13 protein-coding genes and 1 pseudogene are annotated in these 15,513 nt (G+C 71.0%); 5 read left to right on the forward strand and 9 right to left on the reverse strand.

The window, feature by feature from the left end; all coding sequences use genetic code 11:
• Positions 1-10: 10 nt before the first annotated feature.
• Together ACH4SP_RS18345 and ACH4SP_RS18350 are read left to right on the forward strand one after the other, a co-directional pair.
• Complete coding sequence (locus ACH4SP_RS18345) at positions 11-436, forward strand: PH domain-containing protein (RefSeq protein WP_398416326.1); 426 nt, start codon at positions 11-13, stop codon at positions 434-436.
• A complete protein-coding gene (locus ACH4SP_RS18350; protein ID WP_398416005.1) occupies positions 433-1,953 on the forward strand; it encodes a PH domain-containing protein in 1,521 nt (506 codons plus the stop codon). The genes ACH4SP_RS18345 and ACH4SP_RS18350 overlap by 4 nt, the downstream gene beginning before the upstream one ends.
• A gap of 459 nt (positions 1,954-2,412) precedes the next feature.
• Here the strand turns inward: ACH4SP_RS18350 and pgl are convergent, their stop codons facing one another.
• From pgl to tkt, 5 genes are read right to left on the reverse strand one after another with little or no spacing between them, the layout of a single operon-like run.
• Positions 2,413-3,195 carry a 6-phosphogluconolactonase gene (gene pgl / locus ACH4SP_RS18355; protein ID WP_398416007.1) on the reverse strand — a complete coding sequence of 261 codons (783 nt, stop codon included), beginning with the start codon at positions 3,193-3,195 and terminating at the stop codon, positions 2,413-2,415.
• A complete protein-coding gene (gene opcA, locus ACH4SP_RS18360; RefSeq protein ID WP_398416009.1) occupies positions 3,195-4,250 on the reverse strand; it encodes a glucose-6-phosphate dehydrogenase assembly protein OpcA in 1,056 nt (351 codons plus the stop codon). Before opcA ends, pgl begins: the two co-directional genes overlap by 1 nt.
• On the reverse strand, positions 4,247-5,770 hold the full coding sequence (gene zwf / locus ACH4SP_RS18365; RefSeq protein ID WP_398416011.1) for a glucose-6-phosphate dehydrogenase: 1,524 nt from the start codon (positions 5,768-5,770) through the stop codon (positions 4,247-4,249). Before zwf ends, opcA begins: the two co-directional genes overlap by 4 nt.
• Positions 5,771-5,774: 4 nt before the next feature.
• A complete protein-coding gene (tal, locus tag ACH4SP_RS18370) occupies positions 5,775-6,893 on the reverse strand; it encodes a transaldolase (protein ID WP_398416013.1) in 1,119 nt (372 codons plus the stop codon).
• Between the two features lie 39 nt (positions 6,894-6,932).
• Positions 6,933-9,020, reverse strand: coding sequence for a transketolase (tkt, locus tag ACH4SP_RS18375; protein ID WP_398416015.1), 2,088 nt, complete (start codon positions 9,018-9,020; stop codon positions 6,933-6,935).
• Between the two features lie 358 nt (positions 9,021-9,378).
• Between tkt and ACH4SP_RS18380 the strand changes: the two genes are divergently transcribed.
• From ACH4SP_RS18380 to ACH4SP_RS18390, 3 genes are all read left to right on the forward strand, one after another.
• On the forward strand, positions 9,379-10,335 hold the full coding sequence (locus tag ACH4SP_RS18380; protein ID WP_398416017.1) for a heme o synthase: 957 nt from the start codon (positions 9,379-9,381) through the stop codon (positions 10,333-10,335).
• Between the two features lie 92 nt (positions 10,336-10,427).
• Positions 10,428-10,799, forward strand: coding sequence for a hypothetical protein (locus ACH4SP_RS18385; RefSeq protein ID WP_398416019.1), 372 nt, complete (start codon positions 10,428-10,430; stop codon positions 10,797-10,799).
• Positions 10,800-10,869: 70 nt separating this feature from the next.
• On the forward strand, positions 10,870-11,964 hold the full coding sequence (locus tag ACH4SP_RS18390; protein ID WP_398416021.1) for an amidohydrolase: 1,095 nt from the start codon (positions 10,870-10,872) through the stop codon (positions 11,962-11,964).
• Here the strand turns inward: ACH4SP_RS18390 and ACH4SP_RS18395 are convergent.
• The 4 genes and pseudogenes from ACH4SP_RS18395 to ACH4SP_RS18410 all read right to left on the reverse strand — a co-directional run bounded on the left by ACH4SP_RS18395 (position 11,944) and on the right by ACH4SP_RS18410 (position 15,501).
• The gene (locus ACH4SP_RS18395; protein ID WP_398416023.1) at positions 11,944-12,933 is read right to left on the reverse strand and encodes a heme A synthase; all 990 of its coding nucleotides are present in this window, start codon (positions 12,931-12,933) and stop codon (positions 11,944-11,946) included. The genes ACH4SP_RS18390 and ACH4SP_RS18395 overlap by 21 nt on opposite strands.
• Before the next feature lie 99 nt (positions 12,934-13,032).
• Positions 13,033-13,815: an ABC transporter permease gene (locus tag ACH4SP_RS18400; RefSeq protein ID WP_398416025.1), complete on the reverse strand. Its 783-nt coding sequence runs from the start codon at positions 13,813-13,815 to the stop codon at positions 13,033-13,035.
• Positions 13,812-14,738: an ABC transporter ATP-binding protein gene (locus ACH4SP_RS18405; protein WP_398416027.1), complete on the reverse strand. Its 927-nt coding sequence runs from the start codon at positions 14,736-14,738 to the stop codon at positions 13,812-13,814. The genes ACH4SP_RS18400 and ACH4SP_RS18405 overlap by 4 nt, the downstream gene beginning before the upstream one ends.
• Before the next feature lie 160 nt (positions 14,739-14,898).
• Positions 14,899-15,501 (reverse strand): annotated as a pseudogene (locus ACH4SP_RS18410) (aminoglycoside N(3)-acetyltransferase).
• Positions 15,502-15,513 lie beyond the last annotated feature (12 nt).

Genomic DNA, 15,513 nt, shown 5'->3' on the forward strand with positions numbered 1-15,513 from the left:
CTGGTGGCAGATGCAGTGGCTGGCGCTGATCGTGCCGCCCGTCCTCGTCCTCGTACTCCTGGGAATCCTGATCGCCCCGGCCAGGTTCTGGCTGCTGCTGCCCGCGGCCGTCATCGCGGTGCCGGGGCTGCTCGTCTCGGTGTTCCTGCCGCTGTGGTGGTACCGGGTGCACCGGTGGGAGGTGACGGACAGCGCGGTCTACGTCCGTACCGGGTTCTTCTGGCAGGAGTGGCGGATCGCGCCGATGTCGCGGATCCAGACGGTGGACACCGTGCGCGGCCCGCTCCAGCAGCTCTTCGGGCTGGCCACGGTCGTCGTCACCACCGCCTCCTCCAAGGGGGCGGTCAAGATCGAGGGCCTGGACCACGAGGTGGCGGCCGAACTCGCCGAGCGGCTGACGGAGATCACCGGGGCCACGCCGGGGGACGCGACATGAGCGACGACAAGTCTGCTTATGACGACCCCGAGTGGCGTCGGCTCGACCGGCACGCGGTCCTCGTCGCCGCGCTGATCATGGGCGGCATCGCCTTCAGCGGCGGCGTGCCCACCGTCATCGGCCTCACCGTGCCCTTCGGGTTCTGGACCGCGCTCGGCTGGGTGCTGGGCGGGGCCGTGGTCTTCATCGGGGGAAGCGCGGGCGCGGAGTACATACGCTGGCGGCACACCCGGTACCGGATCGGGCCCGAGCGGGCCGAACTGCACACCGGGCTGCTGCTGGTGAAGCGGCGCTCGCTCGCCCGTGAGCGGATCCGCAACGTCGACCTGACCGCCCATCCGCTGCTGCGCGTCTTCGGCCTGGTCAAGGTGCGGATCGGGACGGGCGAGCACCACGGCGGCGCCGAGTCCACCCTCGTGCTGCAGCCGGTCACCCGGCAGGAGGCCGACCGGCTGCGCCGCGAACTCCTCGGCAGAGCTGCCGTCTCCGCCGAGGGGGAGCAGTCCGAGGGGCGGCTCGCGACCCTCGACCCCGGCTGGATCCGGTACGCGCCGGTGTCCGTCGCCGCCCCCGTGCTCGGCCTGGCGGCCGGCGGCGCGGTGATGCAGGGCAGCGAATGGTTCGGTATGCAGAGGGGCGTCATCGAGTGGGTCGGCGACCTGTTCAGCGGGGTCGCGGTGGCCTGGATGGTCATCACGCTCGCGTTGGCGCTGCTGGTCGCGGGCGTGGTCGGTGCGCTCGGACTGTTCGTCGAGATGTGGTGGGGCTACCGGCTCGACCGCGAGCCGGGCGGCACGCTGCGGGTCCAGCGCGGGCTGTTCACCTCACGGTCGATCTCCATCGAGGAGCGGCGGCTGCGGGGCGTCGAGGTCGTGGAACCGCTGGGCGTACGGCTGGCCGGGGCCGCTCGGGTGGACGCGGTGGCGACGGGCCTCGCGGAGGGCGACTCCGACAAGCACGCGGACCACAAGACGCTGATACCGGCCGTGCCGAAGGAGCTGGCGGACTCGGTGGCCGCACGGGTGCTGCGCGAGCCGGTCGCGCCGACTTCGGCGGCCCGGCTGGTGCCGCATCCCGTCGCGGCGCGGGGGCGGCGGCTGCGGTGGTCGGTCTCGGCGGTGCTGGGGGTGGTGTTGTTGTTGGTGGTGCTGGGGGTGCTGCTGACGGACGTACTGCTGTACGTCGCCGGGGGCCTGGCCGTGGTGCTGCTGCCGGTGGCGGTGCTGTTGGCGGTCGACGCGTATCGGGCGCTGGGGCACGGTCTGACCGGGGAGTACCTGGTGATGAGGTCCGGGACGGTGCGGCGGGCGACGGTGGCGCTGCGCAGGGACGGGGTGATCGGCTTCACCGTGAAGCAGTCGGTCTTCCAGCGGAGGGCGGGGCTGATCACGGTCATGGCCACGACCGCGGCCGGGGCCGGGGCGTACTCGGTCTACGACGCGGGGGAGTCGGAGGGGCTGACCTTCGCGGACGAGGCGGTGGAGGGGCTGCTGGGGCCGTTCCTGGAGCGGGGATAGGGGCCGGGGGTTTGACCCGTGCGCCCGGTCCTGGGCGCGCCTGCGGCGGGCTGGGGGCGTACCTGCGGGGCTGCACCGGTGCGGGTGGCGGGCCGCTTCGCGGATGTGGGCGATGTGCGGGCTGCTGGGCGCGGGGCGGTGGGTGGGCGTTGTGCGGGTGCGTCGTGGCTGGTCGCGCAGTTCCCCGCGCCCCTAAATGCCTGCCCCCGAGCCCCTGAGCCCCCGAACCCCCTTGGGCAGCGAGCCCGCCCTAGCCTCCTTGGGCAGCGGGGCCGCCCCCCGGGGGCAGTGGGGTCTCCCCTGCTCCTTAAGAGCTTGGGGAAGGGTGGGCAAGGGGGCGGCCCCCACCGCGGCACGCCCCCTCCGTGACTGCCCATCCCCCGACACCGCCCCACGCACCGCGGCCCGGTACGCCCCAAGCGAGGGGCGTACCGGGCCGCAGTACAGCATCTGCCGATGTCAGGCCGAAGCCGGCGGGTAAAGCGCCCGAGGCAGTTCGGACGCCGCCGCCGCGTCCAGCAGCCACAGCGTGCGGGCGCGTCCGTACGCGCCCGAGGCCGGGGCCTGGACCTCGCCCGGGCCCGAGAGGGCGATCGCCGCCGCCCTCGCCTTGTCCTCGCCCGCCGCCAGGAGCCACACCTCGCGTGCCGCCCGGATCGCCGGGAGGGTGAGCGAGATGCGGGTGGGCGGGGGCTTGGGGGCGCCGTGGACGCCCACCACCGTCCGCTGCGTCTCGCGCACCGCCGGGTGCTCCGGGAAGAGCGACGCGACGTGCGTGTCCGGGCCGACGCCCAGCATGAGGACGTCGAAGGTGGGCACCGGGCCGTGGTCCTCGGGACCGGCGGCCGCGGCGAGTTCCGCCGCGTACGCCGCCGCCGCCGAGTCCGCGTCGTCGAACTCCGCGTCGGACGCCGGCATCGCGTGCACCCTGGCCGGGTCCAGCGGGACCGAGTCCAGCAGAGCCTCCCTGGCCTGGGTGTAGTTGCGCTCCGGGTCGTCGGCGGGGACGTAGCGCTCGTCGCCCCACCACAGGTCCAGGCGCGACCAGTCGATCGCGTCCCGGGCCGGTGAGGCGGCGAGCGCCGCCAGCAGGCCGTTGCCGTTGCGGCCACCGGTGAGGACCACCGAGGCCGAACCGCGGGCCGCCTGTGCGTCGACCACCTTGGTGATCAGCCGGGCGGCCACGGCCTGCGCCATCAGCTCCTTGTCCCGGTGCACCACCAACTGCGGTGCGCTGCTCATCACTTGGCGGCCGCCTTCTTCGCAGTGGAGGCCGCCTTCTTGGCCGCGGGAGCGGGCTTCTTCTCCGCGTCGGCGGGGGCGTCCTTGCCCTCGCCCGTCGCGGAAGCCTCCGCCGCGGCCTTGTCCACGACCGCACCCAGCCGGTCCACGCCGAACCGCAGCGCGGAGGCGTAGGTGTCGTCGGGGTCGAGGCGGCGCAGTTCCTCCGCGATGAGCTCGGCGGTCTCGCGCCGCTTCAGCGCCACCGCTCGGTCCGGCTGGCCGCTCATGCACAGGGTGGCCAGCGAACCGTCGGCGCGGTCCAGGACGATCGGGCCGTCCTTGGTGTCCATCCGTACGGCCGTCAGACCGGGACCGGCGGAGAGGGTGCGCTTCACGGGGACGCCGAGGCGGTCCGCCAGCCACATGGCGAGCAGCTCGCAGCTCGGGTTGAACTCCTCGCCCTCCACCTCGACCGAGGTGACCTCGGTCGGGAGCTGGTCGAGCGCGGCGGCGAGCATCGAACGCCACGGGGTGATGCGGGCCCAGGACAGGTCCGTGTCGCCCGGCGTGTAGTTCTCGCTGCGCGCGGTCAGCTCGTGGATCGGCTGCTCGGCGGCGTACGTGTCGGTCACACGGCGCTGGCCGAGGGCGCCCAGGGGATCCTTCGCCGGGTCCACGGGACCGTTCACCGGCCACCAGACGACCGTGGGGGCGTCCGGGAGCAGGAGGGGGAGCACGACCGACTGGGCGTGGTTGATGACCTCGCCGTAGAGACGCAGGACAACCGTTTCACCGGTGCCCGCGTCGGCGCCGAGCCGTACCTCCGCGTCCAGGCGCGCCTTCGAGCGGTCGCGCGGCGAGCGCGAGAACCGCTTGACGACGACCAGGGTGCGGGAGGGGTGCTCGCGGGACGCCTCGTTCGCCGCCTTGAGGGCGTCGTAGGCGTTCTCCTCGTCCGTCACGATGACGAGGGTCAGCACCATGCCGACGGCCGGGGTCCCTATGGCCCGCCGTCCCTTCACGAGTGCCTTGTTGATCTTGCTGGACGTGGTGTCCGTCAGGTCGATCCTCATGGCCGGCGCCAGCTCCGTCCGTCTCGTGCGAGCATTTCGTTCGCCTCGTCGGGGCCCCAGGTACCGGACGGGTACTGCGCGGGCTTGCCGTGCGTGTCCCAGTACTCCTCGATGGGGTCGAGGATCCGCCAGGACTGCTCGACCTCCTCCAGACGCGGGAAGAGGTTGGCGTCGCCCAGCAGGACGTCCAGGATGAGGCGTTCGTACGCCTCCGGGCTCGACTCCGTGAAGGACTCGCCGTACGCGAAGTCCATCGAGACGTCCCGGATCTCCATCGAGGTGCCGGGCACCTTGGAGCCGAACCGCACCGTCACGCCCTCGTCCGGCTGCACGCGGATGACGATCGCGTTCTGGCCGAGCTCCTCGGTGGCGGTGTGGTCGAAGGGCGAGTGCGGGGCGCGCTGGAAGACGACCGCGATCTCCGTGACCCTGCGGCCCAGGCGCTTGCCCGTACGTAGGTAGAACGGGACGCCCGCCCAGCGGCGGTTGTCGATCTCCAGCTTGATCGCGGCGTAGGTGTCGGTCTTCGACTTGGGGTCGATGCCGTCCTCCTGGAGGTAGCCGACGGCCTTCTCGCCGCCCTGCCACCCCGCCGCGTACTGCCCGCGCACGGTGTCCCGGCCCAGATCCTTGGGGATCTTGACCGCGCCCAGCGCCTTGGACTTCTCCGCGACCAGCGCGTCCGCGTCGAAGGAGGCGGGCTCCTCCATCGCGGTCAGCGCGAGCAGCTGGAGGAGGTGGTTCTGGATGACGTCGCGGGCGGCACCGATGCCGTCGTAGTACCCGGCCCGGCCGCCGATGCCGATGTCCTCGGCCATGGTGATCTGCACGTGGTCCACGTACGACCGGTTCCAGATCGGCTCGAACATCTGGTTGGCGAAACGCAGCGCCAGGATGTTCTGAACCGTCTCCTTCCCCAGGTAGTGGTCGATGCGGAAGACCTCGTTCGGCGGGAAGACCTCGTGCACGATCCGGTTGAGCTCCTGCGCGGAGTCCAGGTCGTGCCCGAAGGGCTTCTCGATGACCGCGCGCCGCCAGGAGTTCTCCTGCTGGTCCGCCAGCCCGTGCTTCTTGAGCTGCTGGACGACCTTGGGGAAGAACTTCGGCGGTACGGAGAGGTAGAAGGCGAAGTTGCCGCCCGTGCCCTGCGCCTGGTCGAGCTCGTGGATCGTCGACTTCAGCGTCTCGAACGCCTCGTCGTCGTCGAAGTCGCCCTGGACGAAGCGCATGCCCTGGATCAGCTGCTGCCAGACCTCCTCGCGGAACTCCGTGCGCGCGTGCTCCTTGACGGCGTCGTGGACGACCTGTGCGAAGTCCTCGCTGGCCCAGTCGCGGCGGGCGAAGCCGATGAGCGAGAAGCCCGGCGGCAGCAGGCCGCGGTTGGCCAGGTCGTACACGGCAGGCATCAACTTTTTACGGGACAAATCGCCCGTGACGCCGAAAATGACCAGGCCCGACGGCCCCGCGATGCGCGGGAGCCGTCGATCCTGAGCGTCACGCAGCGGATTGCTGCTGGACAAGGTTTTAGCCCTCCGAAGGAGCGAGGCGCTTGAGCTCGGCCTCGGTCGACTTGAGCAGGTCGTTCCAGGCGTCCTCGAACTTGTCGACGCCTTCGGTCTCCAGGAGCTGTACGACGTCGTCGTACGCGATCCCGAGCTTCTCGACGGCGTCGAGGTCGGCGCGGGCCTGCTCGTACGTGCCCGCGATGGTGTTGCCCGTGATCTGCCCGTGGTCGGCCGTGGCCTCCAGGGTCGCCTCCGGCATGGTGTTCACCGTGCCGGGCGCCACCAGGTCGTCGACGTACAGCGTGTCCTTGTACGACGGGTCCTTGACACCGGTCGAGGCCCACAGCGGACGCTGCTTGTTGGCCTGCGCCTTGTCCAGGGCGGCCCAGCGGTCCGAGGAGAAGACCTCCTCGAACGCCTGGTACGCGAGACGGGCGTTGGCCAGCGCGGCCTTGCCCTTGAGGGCCTTGGCCTCGTCCGTGCCCAGTCCTTCGAGGCGCTTGTCGATCTCGGTGTCCACGCGGGACACGAAGAAGGAGGCCACCGAGTGGATCTTGGAGAGGTCCAGGCCGGCGGCCTTCGCCTTCTCCAGGCCCGCCAGGTACGCGTCCATGACCTCGCGGTAGCGCTCAAGCGAGAAGATCAGCGTGACGTTGACGCTGATGCCCTTGCCGATGACCTCGGTGATCGCCGGCAGACCGGCCTTCGTCGCCGGGATCTTGATGAGCGTGTTGGGGCGGTCCACCAGCCAGGCGAGCTGCTTGGCCTCGGCGATCGTGGCCGCCGTGTTGTGCGCCAGGCGCGGGTCGACCTCGATGGAGACCCGGCCGTCCTGGCCCTGCGTCGCGTCGAAGACCGGGCGCAGGATGTCGGCGGCGTCCCTCACGTCCGCCGTCGTGATCATGCGGATGGCTTCCTCGACGGTCACCTCGCGGGCCGCGAGGTCGCTCAGCTGGACCTCGTAACCGTCGCCGGAGGAGATCGCCTTCTGGAAGATCGAGGGGTTGGTGGTGACGCCCACGACGTGCTGCTGGTCGATCAGCTCGGCGAGGTTGCCGGACGTGATCCGCTTGCGCGACAGGTCGTCGAGCCAGATCGCCACGCCCTCGTCGGAGAGGCGCTTGAGTGCGTCTGTCATGAGTTCTGCATCTCCTACTGGTCTGTGTCTCTACGGGCGTCAGCGCTGGGCGGCGGCGAGGGATTCCCGGGCTGCGGCAGCGACGGCCGCGCCGGTGAAACCGAACTCCTTGAAGAGGACCTTGCCGTCGGCGGAGGCGCCGAAGTGCTCCAGCGAGACGATCCGGCCCGCGTCGCCGACGTACTTGTGCCAGGTCAGGCCGATACCGGCCTCGACGGCCACGCGTGCCTTGACGGACGGGGGAAGGACGCTGTCCCGGTAGGCCTGGTCCTGCTCCTCGAACCACTCGACGGACGGCATCGACACGACACGGGTCGGGATGCCGGCGGCCTGGAGCTCCTCGCGCGCCTCGACGGCGAGCTGGACCTCGGAACCGGTGCCGATCAGGACCACCTGGGCGTCGCCGCCCTCGGCCTCGAAGAGCACGTAGCCACCGCGCGCCGCGTCCTCGTTGCGCTCGTACGTCGGTACGCCCTGGCGGGTCAGCACCAGGCCGGTCGGGGCGCCCTTGCCGAAGACCTTCGTGTACCGCTTCAGGATCTCGCGCCAGGCGATCGCGGTCTCGTTGGCGTCGGCCGGGCGGACCACGTTCAGGCCCGGGATCGCGCGCAGCGAGGCCAGGTGCTCGACCGGCTGGTGGGTGGGGCCGTCCTCGCCGAGACCGACCGAGTCGTGCGTCCACACGTACGTCACCGGCAGGTGCATCAGCGCGGAGAGGCGTACGGAGTTGCGCATGTAGTCGGAGAACACCAGGAAGGTGCCGCCGTAGATACGGGTGTTGCCGTGCAGCGCGATGCCGTTCATCTCGGCGGCCATCGAGTGCTCGCGGATACCGAAGTGGACCGTGCGGCCGTACGGGTCCGCCTCCGGCAGCGGGTTGCCCTCGGGCAGGAACGACGACGACTTGTCGATCGTCGTGTTGTTCGAGCCGGCGAGGTCGGCGGAGCCGCCCCACAGCTCGGGGATCACCGCGCCGAGCGCCTGCAGGACCTTGCCGGACGCGGCGCGGGTGGCGATCCCCTTGCCGGTCTCGAAGGCCGGGAGCTTCTCCTCCCAGCCCGCGGGCAGCTCGGCCGCCGCAATGCGGTCGAACTCCGCCGCGCGCTCCGGGTTCGCGGTGCGCCAGGCGGCGAAGCCCTTCTCCCACTCGGCCTTCGCCTGCGCACCCCGGTCCAGCGCCTCGCGGGTGTGCGCGAGGACCTCGTCGGAGACCTCGAAGGACCGCTCCGGGTCGAAGCCGAGGACACGCTTGGTGGCCGCGACCTCCTCGTCGCCCAGCGCCGAGCCGTGCGAGGCCTCGGTGCCCTGCGCGTGCGGCGCGGGCCAGGCAATGATCGAGCGCATCGCGATGAAGGAGGGCCTGTCCGTGACGGCCTTCGCCTGCTGGATCGCGTCGTACAGCGCCTCGGGGTCGAGGTCGCCGTCCGGCTTCGGGGCGACGCGCTGGACGTGCCAGCCGTAGGACTCGTACCGCTGCATGGTGTCCTCGGAGACCGCCGTCTCCGTGTCACCCTCGATCGAGATGTGGTTGTCGTCCCACAGCAGGATCAGGTTGCCGAGCTTCTGGTGCCCGGCCATCGACGACGCCTCCGCGGAGATGCCCTCCTGCAGGCAGCCGTCACCGGCGATCGCGTAGATGAAGTGGTCGAACGGCGACTCACCCAGCGCCGCCTCCGGGTCGAACAGACCGCGCTCGTAGCGGGCGGCCATCGCCATCCCCACCGCGTTCGCGACGCCCTGGCCGAGCGGTCCTGTCGTGGTCTCGACACCGGTGGTGTGCCCGTACTCCGGGTGGCCCGGGGTCTTCGAGCCCCAGGTGCGGAACGCCTTCAGGTCGTCCAGCTCCAGGCCGAAACCGGCCAGGTACAGCTGGGTGTAGAGAGTGAGGGACGAATGGCCCGCGGAAAGGACGAAGCGGTCACGGCCCGTCCAGTCGGCGTCCGCCGGATCGTGCCGCATCACCTTCTGGAAAAGGGTGTACGCGGCCGGCGCCAGGCTCATCGCCGTACCAGGATGGCCGTTGCCGACCTTCTGTACGGCGTCCGCGGCCAGGACGCGGGCGGTGTCTACGGCCCGCTGGTCCAATTCGGTCCACTCAAGGTCTGTGGTGGTCGGCTTGGTGCTCACCCTGGGTCAGGGCTCCTCTCCACAATGTTTGGTCCCGGTGACTGTTCGCCGCACCGGGGCGCTGTCGAGCCTACCCCTGGAAGAACGCGCAAAATTTCGAGTCCACGCCGTGGAAAAGCGGCGCGTCAGTGACCAGAGTGCGCGCGCCGAACGGGGTTCGCCTCTCGACGAACGCATTTCCGTATACATCGGGACAGTACTCCCCGGGCGGCCGGACCCCGCGGCTGGTTCACGGACGGCTCAACACGACCCCACCCCGGCGAAGGGCGACGTATGGGCAACGTCTAGAGTGGCGTGGTACGCGCAAGTCTTTACCGGGCCTTCACGTCCGGAGCTTGCTGGGAATTCTCTGTCAGGGGTGTGCGTGACGGCCGTCGAGTCCCGACCCGCAGGGGTCGCGTCGACTCCCAGCCCGGGGGGCCATCGGCCGTTCGGAGCACGGGTCAAGGCGTTTGTTGCACTGACCAAGCCGAGGATCATCGAGCTTCTGCTGATCACCACCGTTCCGGTGATGTTCCTGGCGGAGCAGGGTGTCCCCGATCTGTGGCTGGTGCTGGCCACCTGCTTCGGCGGTTATCTCTCCGCCGGCGGTGCGAATGCGCTGAACATGTATATCGACCGCGACATCGACGCGCTGATGGACCGCACGTCGCAGCGTCCGCTGGTCACCGGAATGGTCAGCCCGCGCGAATGCCTCGTCTTCGGCATCTCGCTCGCGGTGATCTCCACGCTCTGGTTCGGACTGCTGATCAACTGGCTGTCCGCCGCGCTGTCGCTGGGAGCGCTGCTCTTCTACGTCGTCGTCTACACGATGATCCTGAAGCGCCGCACCGCGCAGAACATCGTCTGGGGCGGCATCGCCGGCTGCCTGCCGGTGCTCATCGGCTGGTCCTCGGTGACCAACTCGCTGTCCTGGGCCGCGCTGATCCTCTTCCTGGTCATCTTCTTCTGGACGCCGCCGCACTACTGGCCGCTGTCGATGAAGGTCAAGGACGACTACGCCCGGGTGGGCGTGCCGATGCTGCCGGTCGTCAAGGGCAACAAGGCGGTCGCCAAGCAGATCGTGCTCTACAGCTGGGTGATGGTCGGCGTCTCCCTGCTGCTCCAGCCGCTCGGCTACACGGGCTGGTTCTACACCGTGGTCGCGGCCGTCACCGGCGGCTGGTGGCTCTGGGAGGCGCACGGCCTGCAGGCCCGCGCCAAGGCGGAGGTCACGGGCGCGAAGCTGAAGGAGATGCGGCTGTTCCACTGGTCGATCACCTACGTCTCGCTGCTGTTCGTGGCGGTCGCCGTGGATCCCTTCCTGCGCTGGTAGCGGTACGTACGTCCCGGGCGGGCGGCACACGTGGTCAAGGCCACGTGTGCCGCCCGTCGCCAGTTTCGCTACTCGTCGGTAGCATCCTGCTCATGGCAGACACCAAGCAGGCAGAGCAGGCCGCGCAGGTCCCCAGCAAGCCGGCCGAGCGCAGGACCGCCAAGCTCGCCAAGCAGATCGGCGCCTTCGCCGGGAAGCACGGCGGCGCCGAGGGACAGCTCGCGTACATCGGGCAGCGGGGCACCCGCATCGTCCTGGTCGGCGACGACGGCGCCTGGGGCGACCTGGTGGCCCCGACGTACGACGTGGCGAAGGCCGCCACCGAGAAGGCCGGGATCACCGTCCACGAGGACTTCGACGGCGACTTCGCGGCCAAGGTCGAGACCGGGCCCTACGAGTGGAAGCGGATGGCCGGAATCCAGATCGGCGGCAGCGCCAACAAGAGCGCGAACGGGCCTTCCTAGTACCCAGCGGCGGGCTCACCCGTTAGGCCCTGTGGAAGCGTCACGTCCACAGGCCAAAGGGAGCCCCTCGATGATCACGACCCCGTCGTCCCTGGTGGACCAGTACTGCCACGGGGTGCTCCGCACCGAGCTGGGTCTCGGCACCTTCGAGGCCCACCTCGGGCGCACGCCCGCGCCGCCCGCCGCGGGCACCACCTTCTTCGACACCCAGACCGGCTTCGCGGTACGCCGCTGGTGTCCGCCGCTCCTCGGACTGGAGCCGCACTGCACGCCCGCCCGCTATCTGGCGAGGCGCCGCGAACTGGGCGTGCCGGAGGCGGGGCGGCGGCTGCTCAGGGGCACCGGGATCTCGACGTACCTGGTGGACACCGGGCTGCCCGGCGACCTGACCTGTCCCCAGGAGCTGGCGCTGGCGGGCGACGCCGAGGCGCGCGAGATCGTACGGCTGGAGCTGCTCGCCGAGCAGATCGCCGACACGTCGGGAACGGCGGAGGGGTTTCTCGCCAATCTGGGCGAGGCGATGCACGCGGCGACGAAGACCGCGGTGGCCTTCACTTCGGTGGCGGGGGTACGGCACGGACTCGCCCTCGCGCCCTACCCGCCGGGGCCCGGCGAAGTGCGCGGGGCGGCCGGGCGGTGGCTGGCGGGGCGCCGGGCGGGCGGCCGGCTGACCGATCCCGTACTGCTGCGGCACCTGCTGTGGAACGCGGTCAGCTGCGGGCTGCCGCTCCAGCTGCACGTGGCGGGGGACCCGGAGCGGCTCACGGAGTTCGCGGCGGCGAGCGCGGGGCTCGGCACGGATCTGGTGCTGCTGCACGGCTATCCGTACCACCGGCACGCGGCCCATCTCGCGGGCGTCTTCCCGCACGTCTACGCGGACCTGGGGCCCGCGCCCGCACACACGGGGGCGCGGGCGGCGGCCGTGCTCGCGGAGACCCTGGAGCTGGCGCCGTTCGGCAAGCTGCTGTTCTCCAGCGGCGCGCGCGGGCTGCCGGAACTGCACGTGGTGGGGGCCCAGGTGTTCCGCGAGGCCCTCGGCCGGGTGCTCGGCGGCTGGGTGGCCGAGGGCGCCTGGTCGAAGGCGGACGCGGAACGGGTCGCGGGCCTGATCGCGGCGGGCAACGCCCGCCGCGTCTACCGGCTGTCAGACGGCGCTGACGACTGAGTTGTCGGTCGAGCTGTCGGACTGCGGCGCGGGGACCTCGTCGGGGGTCTCCACGGGGCGCTCGCGCAGGCTCAGGGCGAGCCGGACCACCGCGATCCACATCAGCGAGGACAGCAGCATGTGCACGGCGACCAGGATCTCCGGGACCTGCGTGAAGAACTGGACGTAACCGACGGCGCCCTGGGCCACCAGCACGATCAGCAGGTCGCGCGAGCGCGCCCGGGTGTCGTCGGGGGCGTCCACCATGCGCAGTACGAACCACATCGCGATGGCCAGTGCGCAGACCGCCCACGCGGCGATCGCGTGGATGTGCGCCGCGTCGGTCCAGTCCCACGGCATGCGCGGTACGTCGCTGCTGTCGCCCGCGTGCTTGCCGGACCCGGTCACCGAGGTGCCGAGGACGAGCAGTACGCCCGTGGTCGCGACGATCGCCCAGGACAGCTTGCGGACCGGGCCCGGCACGCGCGGCTTCGGCGGGGTGTCGCCCTCGCGGGTGCGCTGCCAGACGACGACGGCGACGGCGAGCAGGACGTTGGCGGCGAGGAAGTGACCGGCGACGGTCCACGGGTTGAGGCCCGTCCGTACGGAGATGCCGCCGAGCACGGCGTTGCTCATCACCAGCCAGAACATGATCCAGGCGGTACGGGTGAGGCTGCGCCGCCACGGCTTCGTGGAGCGGGCCGCGATGATCGCCCAGCCGACGGCCGCCGACAGGACGTACGTCAGCATGCGGTTGCCGAACTCGACGTAACCGTGGAAGCCCTGCTCGGGCGTCACGATCAGGCTGTCGGCCGTGCACTTGGGCCAGGTGTCGCAGCCGAGACCGGAACCGGTCAGCCGGACCGCGCCGCCGGTGACGACGATGAGGACGCTCATCACGACGGCCGACATCGCGGCGCGCTGGAGCGTACGGGGCGTGGGCGTCCATCGCTTGGCGATGAGGGCGAGGGGGGTCAACACGGCAACCATCGTAGGCCGGTGCTTGTGCAGGATTTCACGAGGGGGTCCCGGCAGCCGTGTGACGTCACTCCCAGATCCCGTACGGGACCGCTACCCGCCGCTCCCCGCCTACTCCCAGCGGAAGAACTTCGCCGCAGCGCCGAGCCCGAGCACCGCCCACACCGCGAGGACCCCGAGGTTGCCCCACGGCATCGACGCCCCGTGCTGGAGCACGTCGCGCAGTCCGTCGGAGAGCGCCGAGATCGGCAGCAGGCCCAGTACCTCCCGCACCGCGTCCGGGAACTTGTCCAGCGGCACGATGACCCCGCCGCCGACCAGCAGCAGCAGGAACACCAGGTTCGCGGCGGCCAGCGTCGCCTCCGCCTTGAGGGTGCCCGCCATCAGCAGCCCGAGCCCGGAGAACGCCGCCGTACCGACCACCAGGAGCAGGAGCACGGAGACGGGGCCGCCCTGCGGCGACCAGCCGAGCCCGAACGCGATCGCGGTCAGCAGGACGACCTGGAGCACCTCGGTGACCAGCACCGACAGTGTCTTCGCGGTCATCAGCGCCCAGCGCGGCAGCGGCGACGTACCGAGCCTCTTGAGGACGCCGTACCGCCGCTCGAAGCCGGTCGCGATGGCCTGCCCGGTGAAGGCGGTCGACATGACGGCGAGCGCGAGCACGCCGGGAGCGAGGAAGTCCACGGACCTGCCTGCCCCATTCGGTGCAACAGGCACAGTGATGATGTCGACCGCGGAGAACAGCACCAGCAGCAGTGCCGGGATGATCACCGTCAGGAGGAGCTGCTCGCCGTTGCGCAGCAGCATCTTCGTTTCGAGCGCGGTCTGCGCCGCGATCATCCGGCCGAGCGGGGCAGCTCCCGGCATGGGGGTGTAAGGGGTGGTGCTCATGGACGCAGGTCCTTACCGGTCAGCTCAAGAAAGACGTCTTCGAGGGTGCGGCGCTCGACGGAGATGCCGTCCGGCATCACCCCGTGCTGGGCGCACCAGGAGGTGACGGTGGCCAGCAGCTGCGGGTCGATCTTCCCGCTGATGCGGTACGTCCCCGGGACCAGCTCCTCCGCGAGGGTGTCCGCCGGGAGCGCCTTGAGGAGGGCCGCCACGTCGAGGCCGGGGCGGCCGGTGAAGCGCAGGGTGTTCTCGGCGCCACCGCGGCACAGGTCGGCGGGGGAGCCCTGGGCGATGACCCGGCCCGCGTCCACGATGGCGACGTCGTCGGCGAGCTGCTCGGCCTCGTCCATGAAGTGGGTGGTGAGGATGACGCTCACACCGCAGGAGCGCAGTTCGCGTACGAGGTCCCAGGTGGAGCGGCGGGCGTGCGGGTCGAGCCCTGCGGTCGGCTCGTCAAGGAAGACCAGCTCCGGGCGGCCGACCACGGCCATCGCGAGCGCGAGCCTCTGCTGCTGGCCGCCGGAGAGCCGCCGGTAGGTCGTACGGCCGCAGCTGCCGAGCCCCAGCCGGTCGATGAGGGCGTCCACGTCCAGCGGGTGCGCGTGCAGCTTCGCCATGTGGCGGAGCATCTCGTCGGCGCGGGCGCCGGAGTAGACGCCGCCGGACTGGAGCATCACCCCGATCCGTGGCCGCAGCTTCGCCGCGTCGGCGATCGGGTCGAGGCCCAGGACGCGGACGGTGCCCGCGTCGGGCTTGCGGTAGCCCTCACAGGTCTCGACGGTGGTGGTCTTGCCGGCGCCGTTGGGGCCGAGGACTGCGGTGACGGTGCCGGTGGCGACCGTGAGATCGAGGCCGTCGACCGCGGTCTTGGATCCGTACCGCTTGACCAGGCCGGTGACCTGGACGACGGGCTCATGTGACATGGGGCGAGTCTAGGTCCCGGGGGGTGGGCGTTCGGCAGGGGGCGGTGCGCGGGTGCGGGCCGGTGGGTGGTTGCTGTTGCCTGCGGCGCCGTCCCCTACCCGCCCCTTCCCGAAGGCGCTGGCCGCGCGGCTGGTGGACCGTTGCTGTCCAAGATCGGGGCTACGCCCCGGACCCCTGCACGGACTGCGTCCGCGCGTCCTCAAACGCCGGACGGGCTGAATGGATCCCCTCCATTGCGTACGCCGGCGGGAACAACCGTGCCTCCTCCCCGCCCACCCTGCCCCGTACTACCCGGTGCTCCTTTTCGTACACCGCGACCAGTTCCTCAAAGCCCTCGTCAGAGCTGGAGTGCCAGCGGGCTGTGCTCGCCCAGGCGGCAGTTCAGGGCGTGCCCCTCCACGATCTCCGCCGCGCGCGGGCCGATCGCCGCGAAGGAGGTCTGCGGGTGGGCGCGGTGGCCGGGTCGTACGCGGGCATCGTGGCGCGGATTTCCGGCCACCACTCCTCGGGCACCGCGGGGTTTCCCCAGTCGGCCGGGTCCGAGTAGTCGCCCGAGTGCGACGGGACGGCCAGCGTCCCCTCCGTGCCGAGTGTGTCGAGCAGTGCCTCCACGACCGCGACCCGCCCTCCGCAGACCCAGCCCAGCGAGCTGAGCGAGGTGTGCACGAGGAGGGTTTCTCCGGTACGTACTCCCAGGTCACGCAGGTCGGCGGCGAGGGAGTCGCGGGTGCACAAAGGGGTGTGGGCGAGGGGCGTCGGCATGGTCGGGGAGTC

Source organism: Streptomyces sp. NPDC021093 (genome assembly GCF_044333135.1).
In the GTDB taxonomy this organism is placed as follows: domain Bacteria; phylum Actinomycetota; class Actinomycetes; order Streptomycetales; family Streptomycetaceae; genus Streptomyces.